The organism is Dryocola sp. LX212, assembly GCA_041504365.1.
In the GTDB taxonomy this organism is placed as follows: domain Bacteria; phylum Pseudomonadota; class Gammaproteobacteria; order Enterobacterales; family Enterobacteriaceae; genus Dryocola.
Genome location: CP167917.1, coordinates 2786331 through 2802889, shown reverse-complemented (window position 1 = coordinate 2802889; position 16559 = coordinate 2786331). Strand labels below are relative to the sequence as shown.

Here is a 16559-nt window from a genome sequence, read left to right as displayed (position 1 = left end):
GCGGTTTAAATTTGTGAGCCTGCTCACTCAGCGGGCGACAAAAAAGCAGCTACTCTTGCCCCGACGTCGCATAAACATCCTTAGAAAAGCCAAATAACAATAACTTATCTAATTCTCGTTTAATGACGGGAGGACCTCGTGCAACCTGAAAATATTACCCTGCTTAACCCGCTGAAAAGTCGAAACGATGTTCAGCTGCTGGTCAACGAGCTGCTCGGCGCGGTCACGCCGTTTTTTAAAAATGATGCCAGCCGCGTGGACCTGGCGAATTTCACCGCCCACTACGGGCAGCACATAGCGAATATGGAAACCTTTTCGCGCCTGCTGTGGGGCGTGACGCCGCTGCTGGCGGGCGGCAGCGAGCCGCAACAGTTCTCCTTCTATATTCAGGCGATAAAAAACGGCACCAGCCCGCAGCATGCGAATTACTGGGGCGAAGTGGCGCCGTACGATCAGCGCATTGTGGAAATGGCCGCCTACGGCCTGCTGCTGGCGCTGGCGGGTGATACCGTTCTGGCCCACTTCAGCGAGCCTGAGAAAGAGAACCTCTGGCGCTGGCTGAAGCAGAGCGAAGAGCAGGCGATCCCGGACAACAACTGGCACTTTTTCCCGATTCTGGTGCAGGTCGGCTTTCATCATGCCGGCATGAAAACCAATTTCCAGGCGCTGGAAAAGCATTTCGCCGCCATGGAGGCGTACTACCTGGGTGACGGCTGGTATTCCGACGGGCCGGGCAGGCCGCGGGATTACTACATTTCCATGGGCTTCCATTTCTACGGCCTGATTTACTCGAAGCTGATGGCCGACGTAGATCCGGACCGCTGCGCTGAACTGCGCCAGCGCGCCACGCTGTTTGCCGCCGATTTCATCCACTTCTTCGCCGAGCACGGGGCCGCCGTGCCGTTTGGCCGCAGCCTGACCTACCGCTTTGCCCAGGGGGCGTTCTGGAGCGCCGTCGCGTTTGCCGGGCTGGAGGTGTATTCCCCCGGCGTGGTGAAAGGCATCGTGCTGCGCCATCTGCGCTGGTGGCTTAGCCAGCCGCTGTTCGACCGCGACGGCGTGCTCAGCGTCGGTTACAGCTATCCGAACCTGATTATGGCTGAGGATTACAACGCCCCAGGCTCCCCTTACTGGGGAATGAAAACCATGCTGGTGCTGGCGCTGGCCGGGAACGACGCCTTCTGGCTGGCGGATGAGCTACCTTTGCCCGAGCGGGCAAAGCAGCACAGTATTCCCCGTGCCGATCAGATCCTTGTTCATCAGCGCGATCACCTGTGGATGCTCACTTCCGGGCAGCTCGAGCTGAATAACTTCGTGAATACCGAAGCCAAATACTGCAAGTTTGCCTATTCCACCCGCTACGGTTTCACCGTAGAGCGCGGGCGCTTCGGGTTGAGCCATGCGGCAGCGGACTCGATGCTTCTGCTGTCCGAGAAGGACGGCTACTGGCGCGGTCGCCGCGACTGCACGAACGTCGTAACGGCGGACGGCATGATTTACTGCCGCTGGCAGCCCTGGCACGACGTGACCATCGATACCTGGCTAATGCCGCTGGGCGACTGGCAGCTACGCGTTCACCACGTTGATACGGCCCGCGGGCTGGATACGGCAGAAGGCGGATTCAGTATCACAAACAGGCCGCTACCCGAATCGCAGGGCGGGCAGGGTAGCTGCCAGCTCACAACCACAACGGACGCATCCGTCATCTTCTGCTTAAGTCCGCAAACGCGTCGCGGCGAGCAGATTTTAACCCCGCCGAACAGCAATCTTTTGTTTGCCGAACGCGCTGCCGTTCCGGTACTTCACGGTGAATTCACGTCTGGCAAACACCTGCTGATAAGCGCCGTATGGGCAGGCAACCCCGACGACTTCAACGCGCAATCTTGCCCACAGGCCCTCATCCGCGATGACGCTGTACGCTTCGTGACGGCACAGGAAGAAAGAACTCTTACGCTGGCCCCGGAGAACACCCTATGACCGCTTCATCCACCGTGCGCACCGCGCAGATCAAAATGAGCACTTTCATCTTTCTCTACTTCTTCACCTGGTCGTCAAGCTTTGGGCTTTACGCCCTGTGGCTCAGCCAGAAAGTAGGGTTAGACAGCATCACCATCGGCAGCGTATTCGCCATAAACGGCGTCTTTGCGGTGATCCTCAAACCGGTTTACGGCTACATCATGGACAAGATAGGCATGAGCAAATGGCTGCTCTATTTTGTCTGCGCCGTGTCAGCGCTAATGGCGCCGTTCTTCGTCACCGTCTATCAGCCGCTGCTGCTTAGCCACACCACGATTGGCATTGTCATCGGCGCGCTCTATTTAAGCCTGGGCTGGTATGCGGGCGTGGCGGCATCCGAATCTTACGCTGACCGCTTTAGCCGCCTGTACGGCCTGGAGTTTGGCCGCATCCGCATGTGGGGATCGCTCGGCTGGGCCGTCGCGGCCTCCGTCTCCGGGCTGCTGTTTAACTTCACGCCGCTGGCGAACTTCCTGGTCAGCAGCAGCACGTCAGTTCTGATGCTGCTGGTGCTCATCAGCCTGAAAATCGGTGACGAACAGCTGCGTAACAACAGCGTTCTGTCGGCGAACAAAATCGTTTTTGCCGACGTGCTGATGCTGCTGAGAAACCGCAAGTTCTGGATGTTCAGCCTCTATGTGGCGGGCGTGGCGTGGATGATGTTTATCGCCGAGCAGCAGTTCCCGCGCTACTTCGTCTCGTTCTTTGCCACCAAAGAGCAGGGCAACGCCTGGTACGGCTACCTGAGCACCGTGCAGTCCGGCATGGAGTTCGTGATGATGATGTTCATTCCGCTACTGGTTAACCATTTTGGCGCGAAGCGCGGCCTGCTGTTCTGCGGCTGTGTCGTTGGCGCAAGGCTGATTGCCTCCGGCCTGACCAACGACCCGATCATTATCTCGATCATTAAACCCTTCTACGGCGTGGAGATTGCGCTGCTGTTGATCTCCGTCTTTAAGTACATCGCCGAACACTTCGACAAAAGAGTTAATGCCACCATGTACCTGCTGGGCTACCAGGCGATGATCTACGTAGGTTCCATCGTGGTCGCGCCGCCTGCGGGCTACCTCTACGACAAAATCGGCTTCGAGCACACCTACCTGATCATGGGCTGCTGCGCGCTGCTGTTTACCCTGGTTTCCGCCTTTACGCTCTCGCGCTGCCAGTCAACGCGGGACGAATCGCGAACTTTTTCTCCGGCCCTAGACGCCGCCCCCGTTGAAACGTCCAGACATTAATTCAGGAGTTGTTATGACCAAGACTGTGATCACCGAAGCCCTGCGCCCCGTGGAATTGCACCAGGTGGACAGGCTTCGCCTCCGCCAGAAGCTGGATGATGCGCTTGCCTGCGTGACGCGCAAGCTGGATAAGAACATCGTCGCCTTTGGCGACAAATTCCCGGGCGAAGCGTGCGAAAACGGCGTCTGGCCACGCTCTGAAAACGTGGAGTGGACGACGAGCTTCTGGACGGGCCAACTGTGGCTGGCGTGGGAGATGACCGGCAATCAAAAATACCGTGACGCTGCCGAACGCTATCTGCCTTCGTATGCCAACCGCATCGAAAAACGTATTGATACGGCGACCCACGACCTGGGCTTCCTCTATTCGCTCTCTTGCGTCAGCGCATGGCGCTTAACAGGCAATGAAGCGGCCCGCCGGTCGGCGCTGCTGGCCGCCGAAACGCTGATGGAGCGCTTTAACCCGGTGGCGAAAATCATTCAGGCGTGGGGGGATTTGAACGATCCGGAGCAGCAGGGGCGGATGATCATCGACTGCAACATGAACCTGCCGCTGCTCTACTGGGCGACGGAACAAACCGGCGACCAGCGCTATGCGCAGGCGGCGACGGCCCACGCTGAACAGGCGGCGAAGTATATCGTTCGCGAGGATTCATCGACCTATCACACCTTCTATATGGACGTGAAAACCGGCGAGCCGCGCTTTGGCAATACCCACCAGGGCTACAGCGACACCTCCTGCTGGTCGCGCGGCCAGGCGTGGGGCATCTACGGCTTCCTGCTCAGCTACCAGCACACCGGCGACCAAAGTATGGTGGAGCTTTCACGGAGTCTGGCGCACTACTTCATCAACCGTCTGCCGGAAGATGATGTCTGCCACTGGGACCTGGCCCTGCTCGGCACGGACGCGATACGAGACAGCTCTGCCTGCGCCATTGCTGCCTGCGGCCTGCTGGAGCTGGTTAAAGCGCTGCCGACGCTGGACGAGCATCGCGCCCACTATGAAGAGATGGCGCTGCGCATCGTCCAGTCGCTGACCGATAACTACCTGGCTGGCGACGATGAGCCAACCGAAGGCCTGCTGAAGCACTCCGTTTACCACATGGCGAGCGGCAAGGGTGTGGATCAGTGCTGCAGCTGGGGCGACTATTTCTATCTGGAAGCGCTGGCCCGCCTGCGTCAGATCTGGTATCCCTACTGGTAATTTATTAAGCAAAGGAAAGCGGTATGAAAAACGTTGCAGTATTGCTGGCCCCCGGCTTCGAAGAAGGGGAAGCCATTGTCACCATTGATATTTTACGCCGTCTGAACATCGGCGTGACGACGATATCCTGTGTCGATACCCGTGCGGTAACCAGCTATCACAACATCCCGATGGTGGCGGATGCGACCCTGAGCGAAAGCTTCGACACGACGTTCGATGCGGTCGTGCTGCCCGGCGGGCCGGACGGCAGCATGAACCTGGCCAAAAACGCCAGCGTTCTCGGGTTTGTGCGCCGTCACGACGAGCTGGGTAAATTCATCTGCCCAATCTGTTCCGCTGCCGCCCGCGTGCTGGGCGGGAACGGCCTGCTGAAGGGCCGCCGCTACGTCTGCTCCGGAGATTTATGGCAGCAGGTCACGGACGGCGTTTACGTGGATGCGGACGTGGTGGAAGACGGCAATCTCATCAGCGGCAGGGGATTAGGCAAGGTGTTTGATTTTGCTCTGACGGTGGCGGCACGCCTTGAAGGAAGTGAGGCTGCGGCACGGGATCACGCGGAGCACATCTACTATTCCTGGTAAGGAGTAAGCCATTCAGCCCGGTCGTTTCTATACTTACTCTTTTACCCGAGGAGAAAGCGATGGCGACCGAACTGGAAACACTGGCCCTGAACCAGCCCAGCGGCGGCGTGCCCAACAGCGCGCTACCGCTTCTGCTTTATCACCATGTCTCCCACGACGCGCAGCTGGCCGAGGCTTTTGAAAGCCTGTTCGCCAGCAACGGCTGGCCGCCGCGCTGGCGCTATACCGTTTTTACCTACACCCATTTCCACTCTAACAACCATGAAGTGCTGGGCGTGTTCGCCGGCAGCGCCAGAATTCAGTTTGGCGGGGAATCTGGCCCCATCGTGGAGATCAGCCGGGGAGACGCGGTGCTGATCCCGGCGGGAGTAGGGCACAAGCAAATAGATGCATCCGAAGATTTTATGTGCGTGGGGGCCTACCCGGAAGGCTGCTCGCCAGACAAGTATCTAGACCAGCAAGAGGTGCCCGCCGAAGTACGAGACCATATGGCAAAGGTCGCCATGCCCGCCTGCGACCCGGTAACGGGGACGAGAGGGGGAATACAGGAGTTTTGGGGGTGACAGGATAGTCCGGGCGTCCTGATCCCGACGGCTGGACCCGGCCATTAAGCCAAAAATGGAGGCGATTTAAGCCGGACCCAACACCCTCGCTTCAACTTCCATGAATGTCCCATCTCCGGTGTCGCTGTAGGTTTCAAAGCGATGCGTTTTCCGCTGTTATTTCTGGCTTAAAGCGACACCCTGTTCCCGGCTTAAATCGCTCCGGTTTTTGCCCTTCAGGCGGGGTCACGTTGTCGGGAACAACGTGAGAGAGCGATCGTCTGGAACGAATCGCGAACGACCCCGCATGTTGGGTAAAAACCGGAGTTTACCGCTTCAGCGGCGATTTATTTGCCGGGCGCCGGGGTCGTCAGGGGGATGGCGTAATCCCCCTGACACGTTCACCGTTCGCAACGGTAGCAGAGATAGCCAGACGGTCGGGTGAACGGAAAACCAGCCGGTTAACAGATCCCACCCTGACGTATAACCGGGATGAGTTGTGACTAAGAGATCCCTTCCCGTTTAACTGACCTCATGGACAATTCAGCTAACCTGTAACACATTCATCATACATATGCCCCGATTTTTATGGCTTAATTTGCTGAATATATGTACGCGATCACTGTAATTCTGCCGTGTGATTTCGCTCTCCTATGGATGATTAATTTCCCGCTAAAACTATCGCAAACATCAGGTTGAAAAACGGTTTCGCTAAAACCTTGTTTTGCATAGTTCTTACCCTACAGATAATAAAATCAAGCTGGAGTCCACATGCACATATTCACTAAAACGTTGGCGGCCATTGGCCTGGCGGCGGTTATGTCACAATCCGCCTGGGCCGAAACCATGAAGCTGGGCTTTCTGGTCAAGCAGCCGGAGGAGCCCTGGTTCCAGACGGAGTGGAAATTTGCCGATAAGGCCGGCAAAGACCTGGGTTTTGAGGTCATCAAAATTGCCGTCCCAGACGGTGAGAAAACGTTAAATGCCATCGATAGTCTGGCGGCGAGCGGCGCTAAAGGCTTTGTCATCTGTACCCCGGATCCAAAACTGGGTTCCGCCATCGTCGCGAAGGCGAAAAGCTACGACATGAAGGTTATTGCCGTAGATGACCAGTTTGTGACGGCGAAAGGCAAGCCGATGGAAACCGTGCCGCTGGTGATGATGGCCGCCACGAAAATAGGCGAGCGGCAGGGCCAGGAGCTTTATAAAGAGATGCAGAAACGCGGCTGGGACGTGAAAGAGTCAGCCGTGATGGCGATTACCGCCGACGAGCTGGACACCGCGCGCCGTCGTACCAGCGGTTCGATGGACGCCCTGAAGGCCGCAGGCTTCCCGGAAAAACAAATCTACAAGGTGCCGACCAAATCTAACGATATCCCCGGCGCGTTCGACGCCGCCAACTCCATGCTGGTTCAGCACCCTGAAGTGAAACACTGGCTGATTGTCGGCATGAACGACAACACCGTGCTGGGCGGCGTGCGCGCCACCGAAGGTCAGGGCTTCAAAGCGCCGGACGTGATTGGCGTGGGCATCAATGGCGTGGATGCGGTGAGCGAGCTGTCAAAAGCACAGCCGACCGGCTTCTACGGCTCCCTGTTACCAAGCCCGGATGTCCACGGCTATAAGAGCAGCGAAATGCTTTACAACTGGGTAACTAAAGGTGCCGAGCCGCCGAAGTTCACCGAAGTGACCGACGTGGTGCTGATCACCCGCGAAAACTTTAAGGCAGAGCTGGCGAAGAAAGGGCTGGGCGGCAAGTAATCTTCTTTGGTGGATGGCGCTTGCGACTATCCACCCTACCCAAACCGCACCAACGTCAACACTAACTTTGGGGTATGTCATGCAACACCAGACACCGTATCTCTCATTTCGCGGTATCGGCAAAACTTTCCCCGGCGTTAAAGCTCTCCAGGATATCAGCTTCGACTGCTATGCCGGGCAGGTTCACGCGCTGATGGGGGAGAATGGCGCAGGAAAATCTACGCTGCTGAAAATCCTCAGCGGTAACTATGCTCCCACCCAGGGCAGCATTGTTTTACGGGGTGAAGAAATCGCCTTTAACGACACCACGGCGGCGCTAAACGCTGGCGTGGCGATTATCTACCAGGAGCTGCATCTGGTGCCGGAAATGTCGGTGGCCGAGAACATCTATCTCGGTCAGATCCCGCACCGGGCCGGGTTTGTGAACCGCTCGCTGTTAAACTATGAAGCGGGGCTTCAGCTTGAACATCTGGGGCTGGATATCGACCCGCAGACGCCGCTTAAGTATCTCTCAATCGGCCAGTGGCAGATGGTGGAAATTGCCAAGGCGCTGGCGCGCAACGCCAAGGTTATCGCCTTTGATGAGCCGACCAGCTCGCTGTCGAAGCGTGAAATCGACAACCTCTTTCGCGTGATTCGCGAGCTGCGCGCGGAAGGGCGCGTAATTATTTACGTCTCGCACCGCATGGAGGAGATTTTTGCCCTCAGCGATGCGATCACCGTCTTTAAAGATGGGCGCTACGTGCGCACCTTCGACGATATGCAGCAGGTGAACCACGATTCGCTGGTGCAGGCGATGGTCGGGCGCGAGCTGGGGGATATCTACGGCTGGCAGCCCCGGGAGCATGGCCAGGAGCGGCTGCGCATTGAGGAACTAAAAGCGCCGGGCGTCCGCACGCCAGTTTCTCTGAGCGTCCGCAGCGGTGAAATCGTCGGGCTGTTTGGCCTGGTCGGCGCCGGGCGCAGCGAATTAATGAAAGGGTTATTCGGCGGCACGCGTATCACTGGTGGGCAGGTCTGGATCGATGGAGAAGCTATAAGCATCAGCAAACCTGCGGATGCCATTCGCGCGGGCATGATGCTTTGTCCGGAAGATCGCAAGGCGGATGGCATCATCCCCGTTCATTCGGTACAGGACAACATTAACATTAGCGCACGGCGCAGGCACATTAGCGCGGGCTGCCTCATCAACAACCAGTGGGAACACGAAAATGCCGCTTCGCACATTCGCTCGCTAAATATCAAAACCCCGTCGGCGGAACAGCTGATCATGAACCTGTCCGGCGGCAACCAGCAGAAGGCGATACTTGGCCGCTGGCTGTCAGAAGAGATGAAAGTGATCCTGCTCGACGAGCCGACCCGCGGTATTGACGTCGGGGCAAAGCACGAAATTTACAACGTGATTTATGCCCTGGCGGCGCAGGGCGTGGCGGTGCTTTTTGCGTCGAGCGATTTACCCGAAGTGTTAGGCCTTGCGGATCGCGTCATCGTGATGCGTGAGGGAGAGATTTCTGGCGAGCTGTTGCACGGCGAGGCGAGCGAGCAGCATGCGCTCAGCCTGGCAATGCCAAAAACCAGCGCAAGCGCAGCATGAGCAGCATGAGCAAGAGGAAGAAAATGTCTACATTTACTAAATCAGACGGCGCGGCCCCCGGCAGCGCCCGGAAATCATCGTTTAGCCTGGGCCGCATCTGGGATCATTACGGCATGCTGGTGGTCTTCGCCGTGCTGTTTATCGGCTGCGCGATTTTCGTTCCCAATTTCTCTTCGTTCGTCAATATGAAGGGGCTGGGGCTGGCGATTTCTATGTCCGGCATGGTGGCCTGCGGCATGCTGTTCTGCCTGGCCTCGGGGGATTTCGACCTGTCCGTCGCGTCGGTTATTGCCTGTGCGGGTGTCACTACCGCGGTGGTCATTAATATGACCGAAAGCCTGTGGATCGGCGTAGCGGCGGGGCTGCTGCTGGGCATGCTGAGCGGGCTGGTGAACGGCTTCGTGATTGCTCGCCTGAAAATCAACGCGCTGATCACCACGCTTGCCACCATGCAAATCGTGCGTGGCCTGGCCTATATCATCTCTGACGGTAAAGCGGTGGGTATCGAAGACGAGCGTTTCTTTACCCTCGGTTACGCCAACTGGTTAGGCCTGCCCGCGCCAATCTGGCTGACGGTGGGCTGCCTGATAATTTTCGGCTTCCTGCTTAATAAAACCACGTTCGGGCGCAATACCCTGGCGATTGGCGGCAACGAGGAGGCTGCGCGGCTGGCGGGGGTGCCGGTAGTGCGCACCAAGATTATTATCTTTGTGCTGTCCGGGCTGGTGTCGGCGGCGGCGGGGATTATTCTGGCCTCGCGCATGACCAGCGGTCAGCCGATGACCTCCATTGGCTACGAACTGATTGTTATCTCCGCCTGCGTGCTGGGCGGGGTGTCGCTCAAGGGCGGGATTGGCAAAATCTCCTACGTGGTCGCCGGGGTGCTTATCCTCGGAACGGTGGAAAATGCCATGAACCTGCTGAATATCTCTCCCTTCTCCCAGTACGTCGTGCGCGGTATGATTCTGCTGGCGGCGGTGATATTCGACCGTTACAAACAGAAAGCAAAACGCACCGTTTGACCCATTCCTTCCTCTCCGCTTAGGAGTAATCCTAAGCGCAACGTCAGGCCGTGCGCGGCCTGACGATTTATCTTATAAAATTGCGACACCCGTCACCCTGTCTATACTTACATGGCTAATGATAATTACTGGTTATCGTTTCGCTGGTTCAACGACACGTTTAAGGAGGAGCCTCAGGTGGCTGAAGTCGTATCCGTACCGCCCTTAGTTTCAGGTAATCTTGCCTTTTTCTTTGACCTCGATGGCACTCTTGCAGAAATCAAACCGCACCCGGATCAGGTTTATATTCCTGCCGCCGTGCGCACGCTGTTGCAAAAAATGTCCGTTATGAGTGATGGGGCACTGGCGTTGATTTCAGGGCGTTCCATGGCGGAGCTGGACAAACTCGCCACGCCATTCCATTTCCCCCTTGCGGGGGTGCATGGGGCGGAGCGCCGTGACATCAATGATAAAACCCATGTTGTTACCCTGCCTGCTCCGCTGGTGAAAACCCTGCAGACTGAGCTTTCTGCTACCCTGGCGCAGCTGCCGGGGACCGAGCTTGAGTCAAAGGGCATGGCGTTTGCGCTGCACTACCGTCAGGCGCCGGAGGCCGAAGAGGCTATCTTCATGCTGGCGAAAACCATGACTGCCCGCTATCCGGAGCTGGCATTACAGCCCGGCAAGTGCGTCGTGGAGCTTAAGCCGCTGGGGATCAACAAGGGGGCTGCCATTCGCGCCTTTATGCAGGAATCACCGTTTAAAGGCCGTACGCCCGTCTTTATCGGCGACGACCTCACTGATGAAGCCGGATTTAAACAGGTCAACGCCATGGGCGGCCTGACCATCAAAGTAGGCGCCGGCGACACCGTGGCGCACCATCGTCTGGCTAACGTCAGGATGGTGTATCACTGGCTGGGCAAACTGACACATCACATAGAACAACAACAAAAGACAGAAACTTTAAGGGGAGAAGATTATGAGTCGCTTAGTGGTAGTCTCTAATCGCATTGCACCACCGGATGACAAGAAGGCGGGAGCGGGCGGTCTTGCCGTCGGTATTCTTGGTGCGCTGAAGGCTGCGGGAGGATTATGGTTTGGCTGGAGCGGGGAGATCGGCGACCCGGATGCGCCGCTGAAAAAGGTGAAGCGCGGGAACATCACCTGGGCATCGTTCAACCTGTGCGAAGAAGATTACGAACAGTATTATCTGCAATTCTCAAACGCGGTGCTTTGGCCTGCGTTCCATTATCGTCTGGATCTGGTTGATTTCCAGCGAGAAGCCTGGGAGGGCTACGACCGGGTAAATCAGCTACTGGCGAAAAAACTTAAGCCGCTCGTCGAGAAGGACGACATCCTGTGGATCCACGATTACCACCTGCTGCCGTTTGCCGCCGAATGCCGTAAACAGGGGCTGAATAACCGGATTGGCTTCTTCCTGCACATTCCGTTCCCTACGCCGGAAGTGTTCAACGCGCTGCCGCCTCACGAAGAGCTTATCGAAGCGCTCTGCGACTATGATTTGCTCGGCTTCCAGACGGAAAATGACAGGCTGGCGTTCCTCGACTGCGTGGCGAGCGTGACGCGCCTTGACCACGACGGCAAGCATCAGCATCAGGCGTTTGGTAAGGCATTCCGCACTGAAGTTTACCCGATCGGTATCGAACCCGAGGAGATTGCGCAGAATGCTGAAGGGCCGCTGCCGCCGAAGCTTGCCCAGCTAAAAGCTGAGCTTGGAGAGATTAAAAACATCTTTTCCGTAGAGCGTCTGGATTATTCGAAAGGTTTACCAGAACGCTTCCTCGCCTTTGAGGCGCTGCTGGAGAACTACCCGCAGCACCACGGTAAAATCCGCTACACGCAGATCGCGCCGACGTCGCGCGGGGACGTGCAGGCCTATCAGGATATCCGCCACCAGCTGGAGACCGAGGCCGGGCGCATCAACGGTAAATACGGCCAGCTTGGCTGGACGCCGCTCTATTATCTTAACCAGCATTTTGACCGCAAATTGCTGATGAAGGTCTTCCGCTATGCGGAGGTCGGGCTGGTGACACCGCTGCGTGACGGCATGAACCTGGTGGCAAAAGAGTATGTTGCCGCCCAGGATCCGGCTAACCCCGGCGTACTGGTGCTGTCGAAATTCGCCGGTGCGGCTAATGAATTGACCTCGGCGCTGATTGTTAACCCGTATGACCGGGACGACGTGGCCGCCGCCCTCGACCGTGCGCTAACCATGCCGCTCGCGGAGCGTATTTCGCGCCACAGCGAGATGATGGAGGTGATTTGCAAAAATGATATAAATCACTGGCAGGAGAGGTTTATAGAGGATTTAAAGCAGGTAACGCCCGGCAATGATGCCTCCCGCATGCAGCAGAAAGTGGCGACCTTTCCGAAATTAGCGTAATGGGTTAAACCAAAAACATGCCGGATGAAGCGGGTTTATCCGGCCTAAAAAGCGATTGGGTGGATAAGCGTCAGGGTCATCCACCTATTTCGTGCTATATCAGCGGCACCAGCAGCACATCTACTTTACTCGACGAAACTACCGCTTTTGCAGAACAAATCACTTTGCTTAAAAAGGTCTGATTGTGGTTTCCGCAGATCACTAAATCCACGTCATGCTTGTCGCACAGCGCCAGAATATGCTCGCTTAATTCCCCCGTGGCGATAACCGTATTGGCGATGGGATAGCCCGCCTTATCCTCCAGCTCCTTTAAAAAAAGCTGCGTCTCTTCGAGCATTAACTCGCGCATATTCTCCATCATCGGCGCGGCAAACTGATTATAGATTTCAGGATCGGAGGCCAGGGTTATCAGGGTAATACGCCCGCTGACGGGAGAAACAATCGAGACGGCCTTCTGAACCAGCTGATGGCTTTCAGGCGTTACCGCGACGGCGACCAGCACGTGGTTGTAGCTCATTTAAACCTCCCAGAGCGCGCATCAGGCGCATTTAACATTTTTCATACCTTAACTTTAACAATGAAGCAACCTCGATACCCCCAGAAACTGTGAGCGTGCTCATGAAAATAGTTCAGTTATTCTAATGAAAGGAATAAATAACATTCTCGGTTAGCACAAATCCCAGCTTCTTCCCTCAAACTTTCGAATTATTTTTATCAGCAAATATCATTAGTAACCCAATGGAACTAAACCTTACACAATGGTCATTTGCCGTGAAAGTGCCAGCAATATGTTAATTAACATCATGATAATTATAACATTATTCCTTTGCAGGCTGAGGATGTGTGACCCGGGCGACAGTTTTACATCATCGCGGTCTGGTAAAACCTTATAAAAGTCATCAGGTTGTAACTGGGCGGAAACGCTATTCTCTTTCGGACGAAAGGGAAGCGGCTGATTTGATTGCAAAACAGCCAAATGAAAAGCCGTACTGATGGTTTTGGTTAATGTATATGATAAATTTATGTGATCTCTGTCACATAAATTCTAAAATCGCGTGTGGCTGCATTGTATGTACTATGGGCTACGAGTAGAGTTTGCCGGAATTAGGAAAAGTCTTAGTTTTTTTGTAAGAAAATTAAGAAAGACGTTAAGTGTTCTGTCAGCGAAGCGGATGTTGCCTCAGCGACAGCCAGGACTGGCGATGCACGACATCAACTAATGCATTTTTTGTCGTTACTTTTTGTTTCACTTTTACCGGGTTCTACCCGGCGACATCACGGGGTGCGGTCTAACCGCATAAAATAATAGTTGGTTATTCGGGATGGGAAAAATGCATACATCCGAGTTACTGAAACATATCTACGACATTAATTTGTCCTATTTATTGCTCGCACAACGCCTTATTAGTCAGGATAAAGCATCGGCCATGTTCCGCCTGGGTATCACCGAGGATATGGCTACTACCATGCGCGAATTAACGCTGCCGCAGATGGTTAAATTAGCAGAGACCAACCAGCTGATTTGTCAGTTCCGGTTTAATGACAACCAGACTATTAATCGCTTAACGCAGGACTCGCGTGTGGATGATTTACAGCAAATTCATACGGGTATTTTGTTATCCACCCGCTTATTAAATGAGGTGTCAGCCAGCGACGAGGCACCGAAGAAAAAAAGGGCATAACAAATGAGCGAGAAAAGCATTGTTCAGGAAGTACGCGACATCCAGCTGGCGATGGAACTCATTACGTTGGGTGCCAGGCTGCAGATGCTTGAGAGCGAAACGCAGCTGAGCCGTGGCCGCCTGATAAAACTGTACAAAGAGCTGCGGGGCAGCCCGCCGCCAAAAGGCATGCTGCCTTTTTCCACAGACTGGTTTATGACCTGGGAGCAGAATATTCACGCCTCGATGTTCTGCAACATCTGGCAATTCCTGTTGCGCAGCGGCCAGTGCACCGGGGTAGATGCCGTGATTAAAGCCTATCGCCTGTATCTGGAACAATGCCCGTCTCAGCCCGAAGGTCCGCTGCTGGCACTGACTCGCGCCTGGACGCTGGTCAGATTTGTAGAAAGCGGCATGCTTCAGCTTAGCCGCTGTAACTGCTGCGACGGCAATTTTATCACCCATGCTCACCAGCCCGTCGGCAGCTTTGCCTGCAGTTTGTGCCAGCCGCCATCACGAGCGGTAAAAAGACGTAAACTTTCCGCCAGTACTGCCGATATTATTCCACAACTGCTGGATGAACAGGTAGAACAGGCCGTTTAACAGGTTCTGTGTACGAGCACTCCAGCAGCGGTAAGCGATTACCGCTGCTTTTTTTTGCCCGATGCAAGAGCCGCGCCCCTCCCTGAAAGTCCTTGCCACACACCACAGCAGAAGGACTGACTCGTGCTGATATTAATAGGTTACCTGGTTGTACTCGGGACAGTATTTGGCGGCTATATGATGACCGGCGGTCATCTGGGCGCGCTCTATCAGCCTGCGGAATTTGTCATCATCGGCGGCGCGGGTATCGGCGCATTTATTGTCGGCAATAACGGCAAAGCTATCAAAGGCACGTTAAAAGCGCTGCCGCTCTTATTTCGCCGTTCGAAATACACCAAAAGTATGTATATGGATCTCATGGCGCTGCTCTATCGCCTGATGGCCAAATCTCGCCAGCAGGGGATGTTTTCCCTTGAGCGGGATATTGAGAATCCGAAAGAAAGTGAAATATTCGCCAGCTACCCGCGTATTTTAGCAGATGCCACTATGCTCGATTTCATTGTTGATTATTTACGCCTGATTATCAGCGGAAATATGAATACATTCGAAATTGAAGCCTTGATGGACGAAGAAATTGAAACGCACGAAAGCGAAACGGAAATCCCCGCCAACAGCCTGGCGATGATGGGGGATTCTCTGCCAGCATTCGGCATCGTGGCCGCGGTAATGGGGGTCGTTCACGCCCTGGCCTCCGCCGACCGTCCCGCCGCCGAACTTGGTGGGCTGATTGCCCACGCGATGGTGGGCACCTTCCTTGGGATTTTACTGGCCTACGGGTTTATCTCGCCGCTGGCAACGGTGCTGCGCCAGAAAAGCGCGGAAACCACCAAGATGATGCAATGCGTCAAGGTGACGCTGCTTTCCAGCCTCAACGGCTACGCGCCACCCATCGCCGTTGAGTTTGGGCGTAAAACGCTTTACTCCAGCGAACGTCCGTCGTTCGTCGAGCTGGAAGAGCACGTGCGCGCCGTTCGTTCTCCGAACGCCCAGGCACGGGCAACGGAAGAAGAAGTATGAAAAACCAGGCCCATCCCATCGTCATCGTAAGGCGGCGTAAGAGCAAAGGGCATGGCGGGGGGCACCACGGCGGCTCGTGGAAGATTGCCTACGCGGATTTTATGACCGCCATGATGGCCTTCTTCCTGGTGATGTGGCTGATCTCTATTTCCAGCCCGAAAGAGCTGGCACAGATCGCCGACTATTTTAAAACCCCGCTCTCTGCCGCCATCACCGGCGGGCAGCGCATTGCCGACAGTTCAAGCCCCATCCCGGGCGGCGGCGACGACGTAACCCAGCAGCAGGGTGAGGTGAAAAAGAATCCTGACATCGATGAGCTAAAAAAGCGCATGGAGACCAACCGCCTGAAGCGTCTGCGCGTGGAGCTGGATCAGCTGATTGAGGCCGATCCGAAACTGCGCGCGCTGCGGCCCCATCTGCAAATCGATCTGGTTCAGGAAGGGCTGCGCATCCAGATCATCGACAGCCAGAACCGGCCGATGTTTAAAAACGGCAGCGCCGAAGTTGAACCCTACATGCGCGACATCCTGCGCAGCATCGCGCCGCTGCTCAATGATATTCCAAACAAAATCAGTCTCTCGGGCCACACCGACGACCTGCCGTATGCCCGTGGCGAGCTGGGCTACAGCAACTGGGAGCTGTCTGCCGACCGCGCCAACGCCTCGCGCCGCGAGCTGATGTTCGGCGGCCTGACCGACGGCAAGGTGCTGCGCGTGGTGGGAATGGCCTCCACGATGCGCGTAACCGACCGCGGCCCGGACGATGCCATAAACCGCCGCATCAGCCTGCTGGTGCTCAACAAACAGGCCGAACAGGCCATCGTGCATGAGAACGCAGAGAGCGACAACCAGTCGTTGAGCACTCTGAAAGAACCTGCCGCCGTGGCACCGGCGCAGAGCCCTTTGCCGCCGCTACCGGATACGAGGTGATAGCGTGA

General features: G+C 55.9%; 15 protein-coding genes. 14 read left to right on the top strand and 1 reads right to left on the bottom strand.

The window, feature by feature from the left end:
• Nucleotides 1-138 precede the first annotated feature (138 nt).
• The 10 genes from ACA108_13480 (at nt 139) to otsA (ending at nt 12341) form a co-directional block, all read left to right on the top strand.
• Nucleotides 139-1977 carry a DUF2264 domain-containing protein gene (locus ACA108_13480; protein ID XEX94404.1) on the top strand — a complete coding sequence of 613 codons (1839 nt, stop codon included), beginning with the start codon at nt 139-141 and terminating at the stop codon, nt 1975-1977.
• Entirely contained in the window at nt 1974-3254 is a 1281-nt protein-coding gene (locus ACA108_13475; GenBank protein XEX94403.1) for an oligosaccharide MFS transporter, read from the top strand. The genes ACA108_13480 and ACA108_13475 overlap by 4 nt, the downstream gene beginning before the upstream one ends.
• A 13-nt stretch (nt 3255-3267) precedes the next feature.
• Nucleotides 3268-4458 carry a glycoside hydrolase family 88 protein gene (locus tag ACA108_13470; GenBank protein ID XEX94402.1) on the top strand — a complete coding sequence of 397 codons (1191 nt, stop codon included), beginning with the start codon at nt 3268-3270 and terminating at the stop codon, nt 4456-4458.
• Nucleotides 4459-4481: 23 nt separating this feature from the next.
• Complete coding sequence (locus ACA108_13465; protein XEX94401.1) at nt 4482-5039, top strand: DJ-1/PfpI family protein; 558 nt, start codon at nt 4482-4484, stop codon at nt 5037-5039.
• 59 nt (nt 5040-5098) lie between these two features.
• The gene (locus tag ACA108_13460) at nt 5099-5602 is read left to right on the top strand and encodes a cupin (protein XEX94400.1); all 504 of its coding nucleotides are present in this window, start codon (nt 5099-5101) and stop codon (nt 5600-5602) included.
• A 750-nt stretch (nt 5603-6352) separates the two neighbouring features.
• A complete protein-coding gene (locus ACA108_13455) occupies nt 6353-7342 on the top strand; it encodes an arabinose ABC transporter substrate-binding protein (protein XEX94399.1) in 990 nt (329 codons plus the stop codon).
• 79 nt (nt 7343-7421) lie between these two features.
• Nucleotides 7422-8936, top strand: coding sequence for an L-arabinose ABC transporter ATP-binding protein AraG (araG, locus tag ACA108_13450; protein XEX94398.1), 1515 nt, complete (start codon nt 7422-7424; stop codon nt 8934-8936).
• Nucleotides 8937-8959: 23 nt separating this feature from the next.
• Nucleotides 8960-9958 carry an L-arabinose ABC transporter permease AraH gene (araH, locus tag ACA108_13445; GenBank protein XEX94397.1) on the top strand — a complete coding sequence of 333 codons (999 nt, stop codon included), beginning with the start codon at nt 8960-8962 and terminating at the stop codon, nt 9956-9958.
• A gap of 177 nt (nt 9959-10135) precedes the next feature.
• Nucleotides 10136-10942 carry a trehalose-phosphatase gene (gene otsB / locus ACA108_13440; protein XEX94396.1) on the top strand — a complete coding sequence of 269 codons (807 nt, stop codon included), beginning with the start codon at nt 10136-10138 and terminating at the stop codon, nt 10940-10942.
• On the top strand, nt 10917-12341 hold the full coding sequence (gene otsA, locus ACA108_13435; GenBank protein XEX94395.1) for an alpha,alpha-trehalose-phosphate synthase: 1425 nt from the start codon (nt 10917-10919) through the stop codon (nt 12339-12341). The genes otsB and otsA overlap by 26 nt, the downstream gene beginning before the upstream one ends.
• Before the next feature lie 94 nt (nt 12342-12435).
• On the opposite strand, the gene uspC is transcribed toward otsA, so the two are convergent.
• Nucleotides 12436-12858, bottom strand: a complete 423-nt coding sequence (gene uspC, locus ACA108_13430) for a universal stress protein UspC (protein XEX94394.1) — start codon at nt 12856-12858, stop codon at nt 12436-12438.
• A gap of 814 nt (nt 12859-13672) precedes the next feature.
• Between uspC and flhD the strand changes: the two genes are divergently transcribed.
• The 4 genes from flhD (at nt 13673) to motB (ending at nt 16551) form a co-directional block, all read left to right on the top strand.
• Nucleotides 13673-14023, top strand: a complete 351-nt coding sequence (gene flhD / locus ACA108_13425; GenBank protein XEX98109.1) for a flagellar transcriptional regulator FlhD — start codon at nt 13673-13675, stop codon at nt 14021-14023.
• Nucleotides 14024-14026: 3 nt separating this feature from the next.
• Nucleotides 14027-14605: a flagellar transcriptional regulator FlhC gene (gene flhC, locus ACA108_13420; protein XEX94393.1), complete on the top strand. Its 579-nt coding sequence runs from the start codon at nt 14027-14029 to the stop codon at nt 14603-14605.
• A gap of 123 nt (nt 14606-14728) precedes the next feature.
• Nucleotides 14729-15622 (top strand): flagellar motor stator protein MotA, encoded by an 894-nt coding sequence (motA, locus tag ACA108_13415; protein ID XEX94392.1) that lies wholly within the window; start codon nt 14729-14731, stop codon nt 15620-15622.
• Nucleotides 15619-16551, top strand: a complete 933-nt coding sequence (motB, locus tag ACA108_13410) for a flagellar motor protein MotB (GenBank protein ID XEX94391.1) — start codon at nt 15619-15621, stop codon at nt 16549-16551. Before motA ends, motB begins: the two co-directional genes overlap by 4 nt.
• Nucleotides 16552-16559 lie beyond the last annotated feature (8 nt).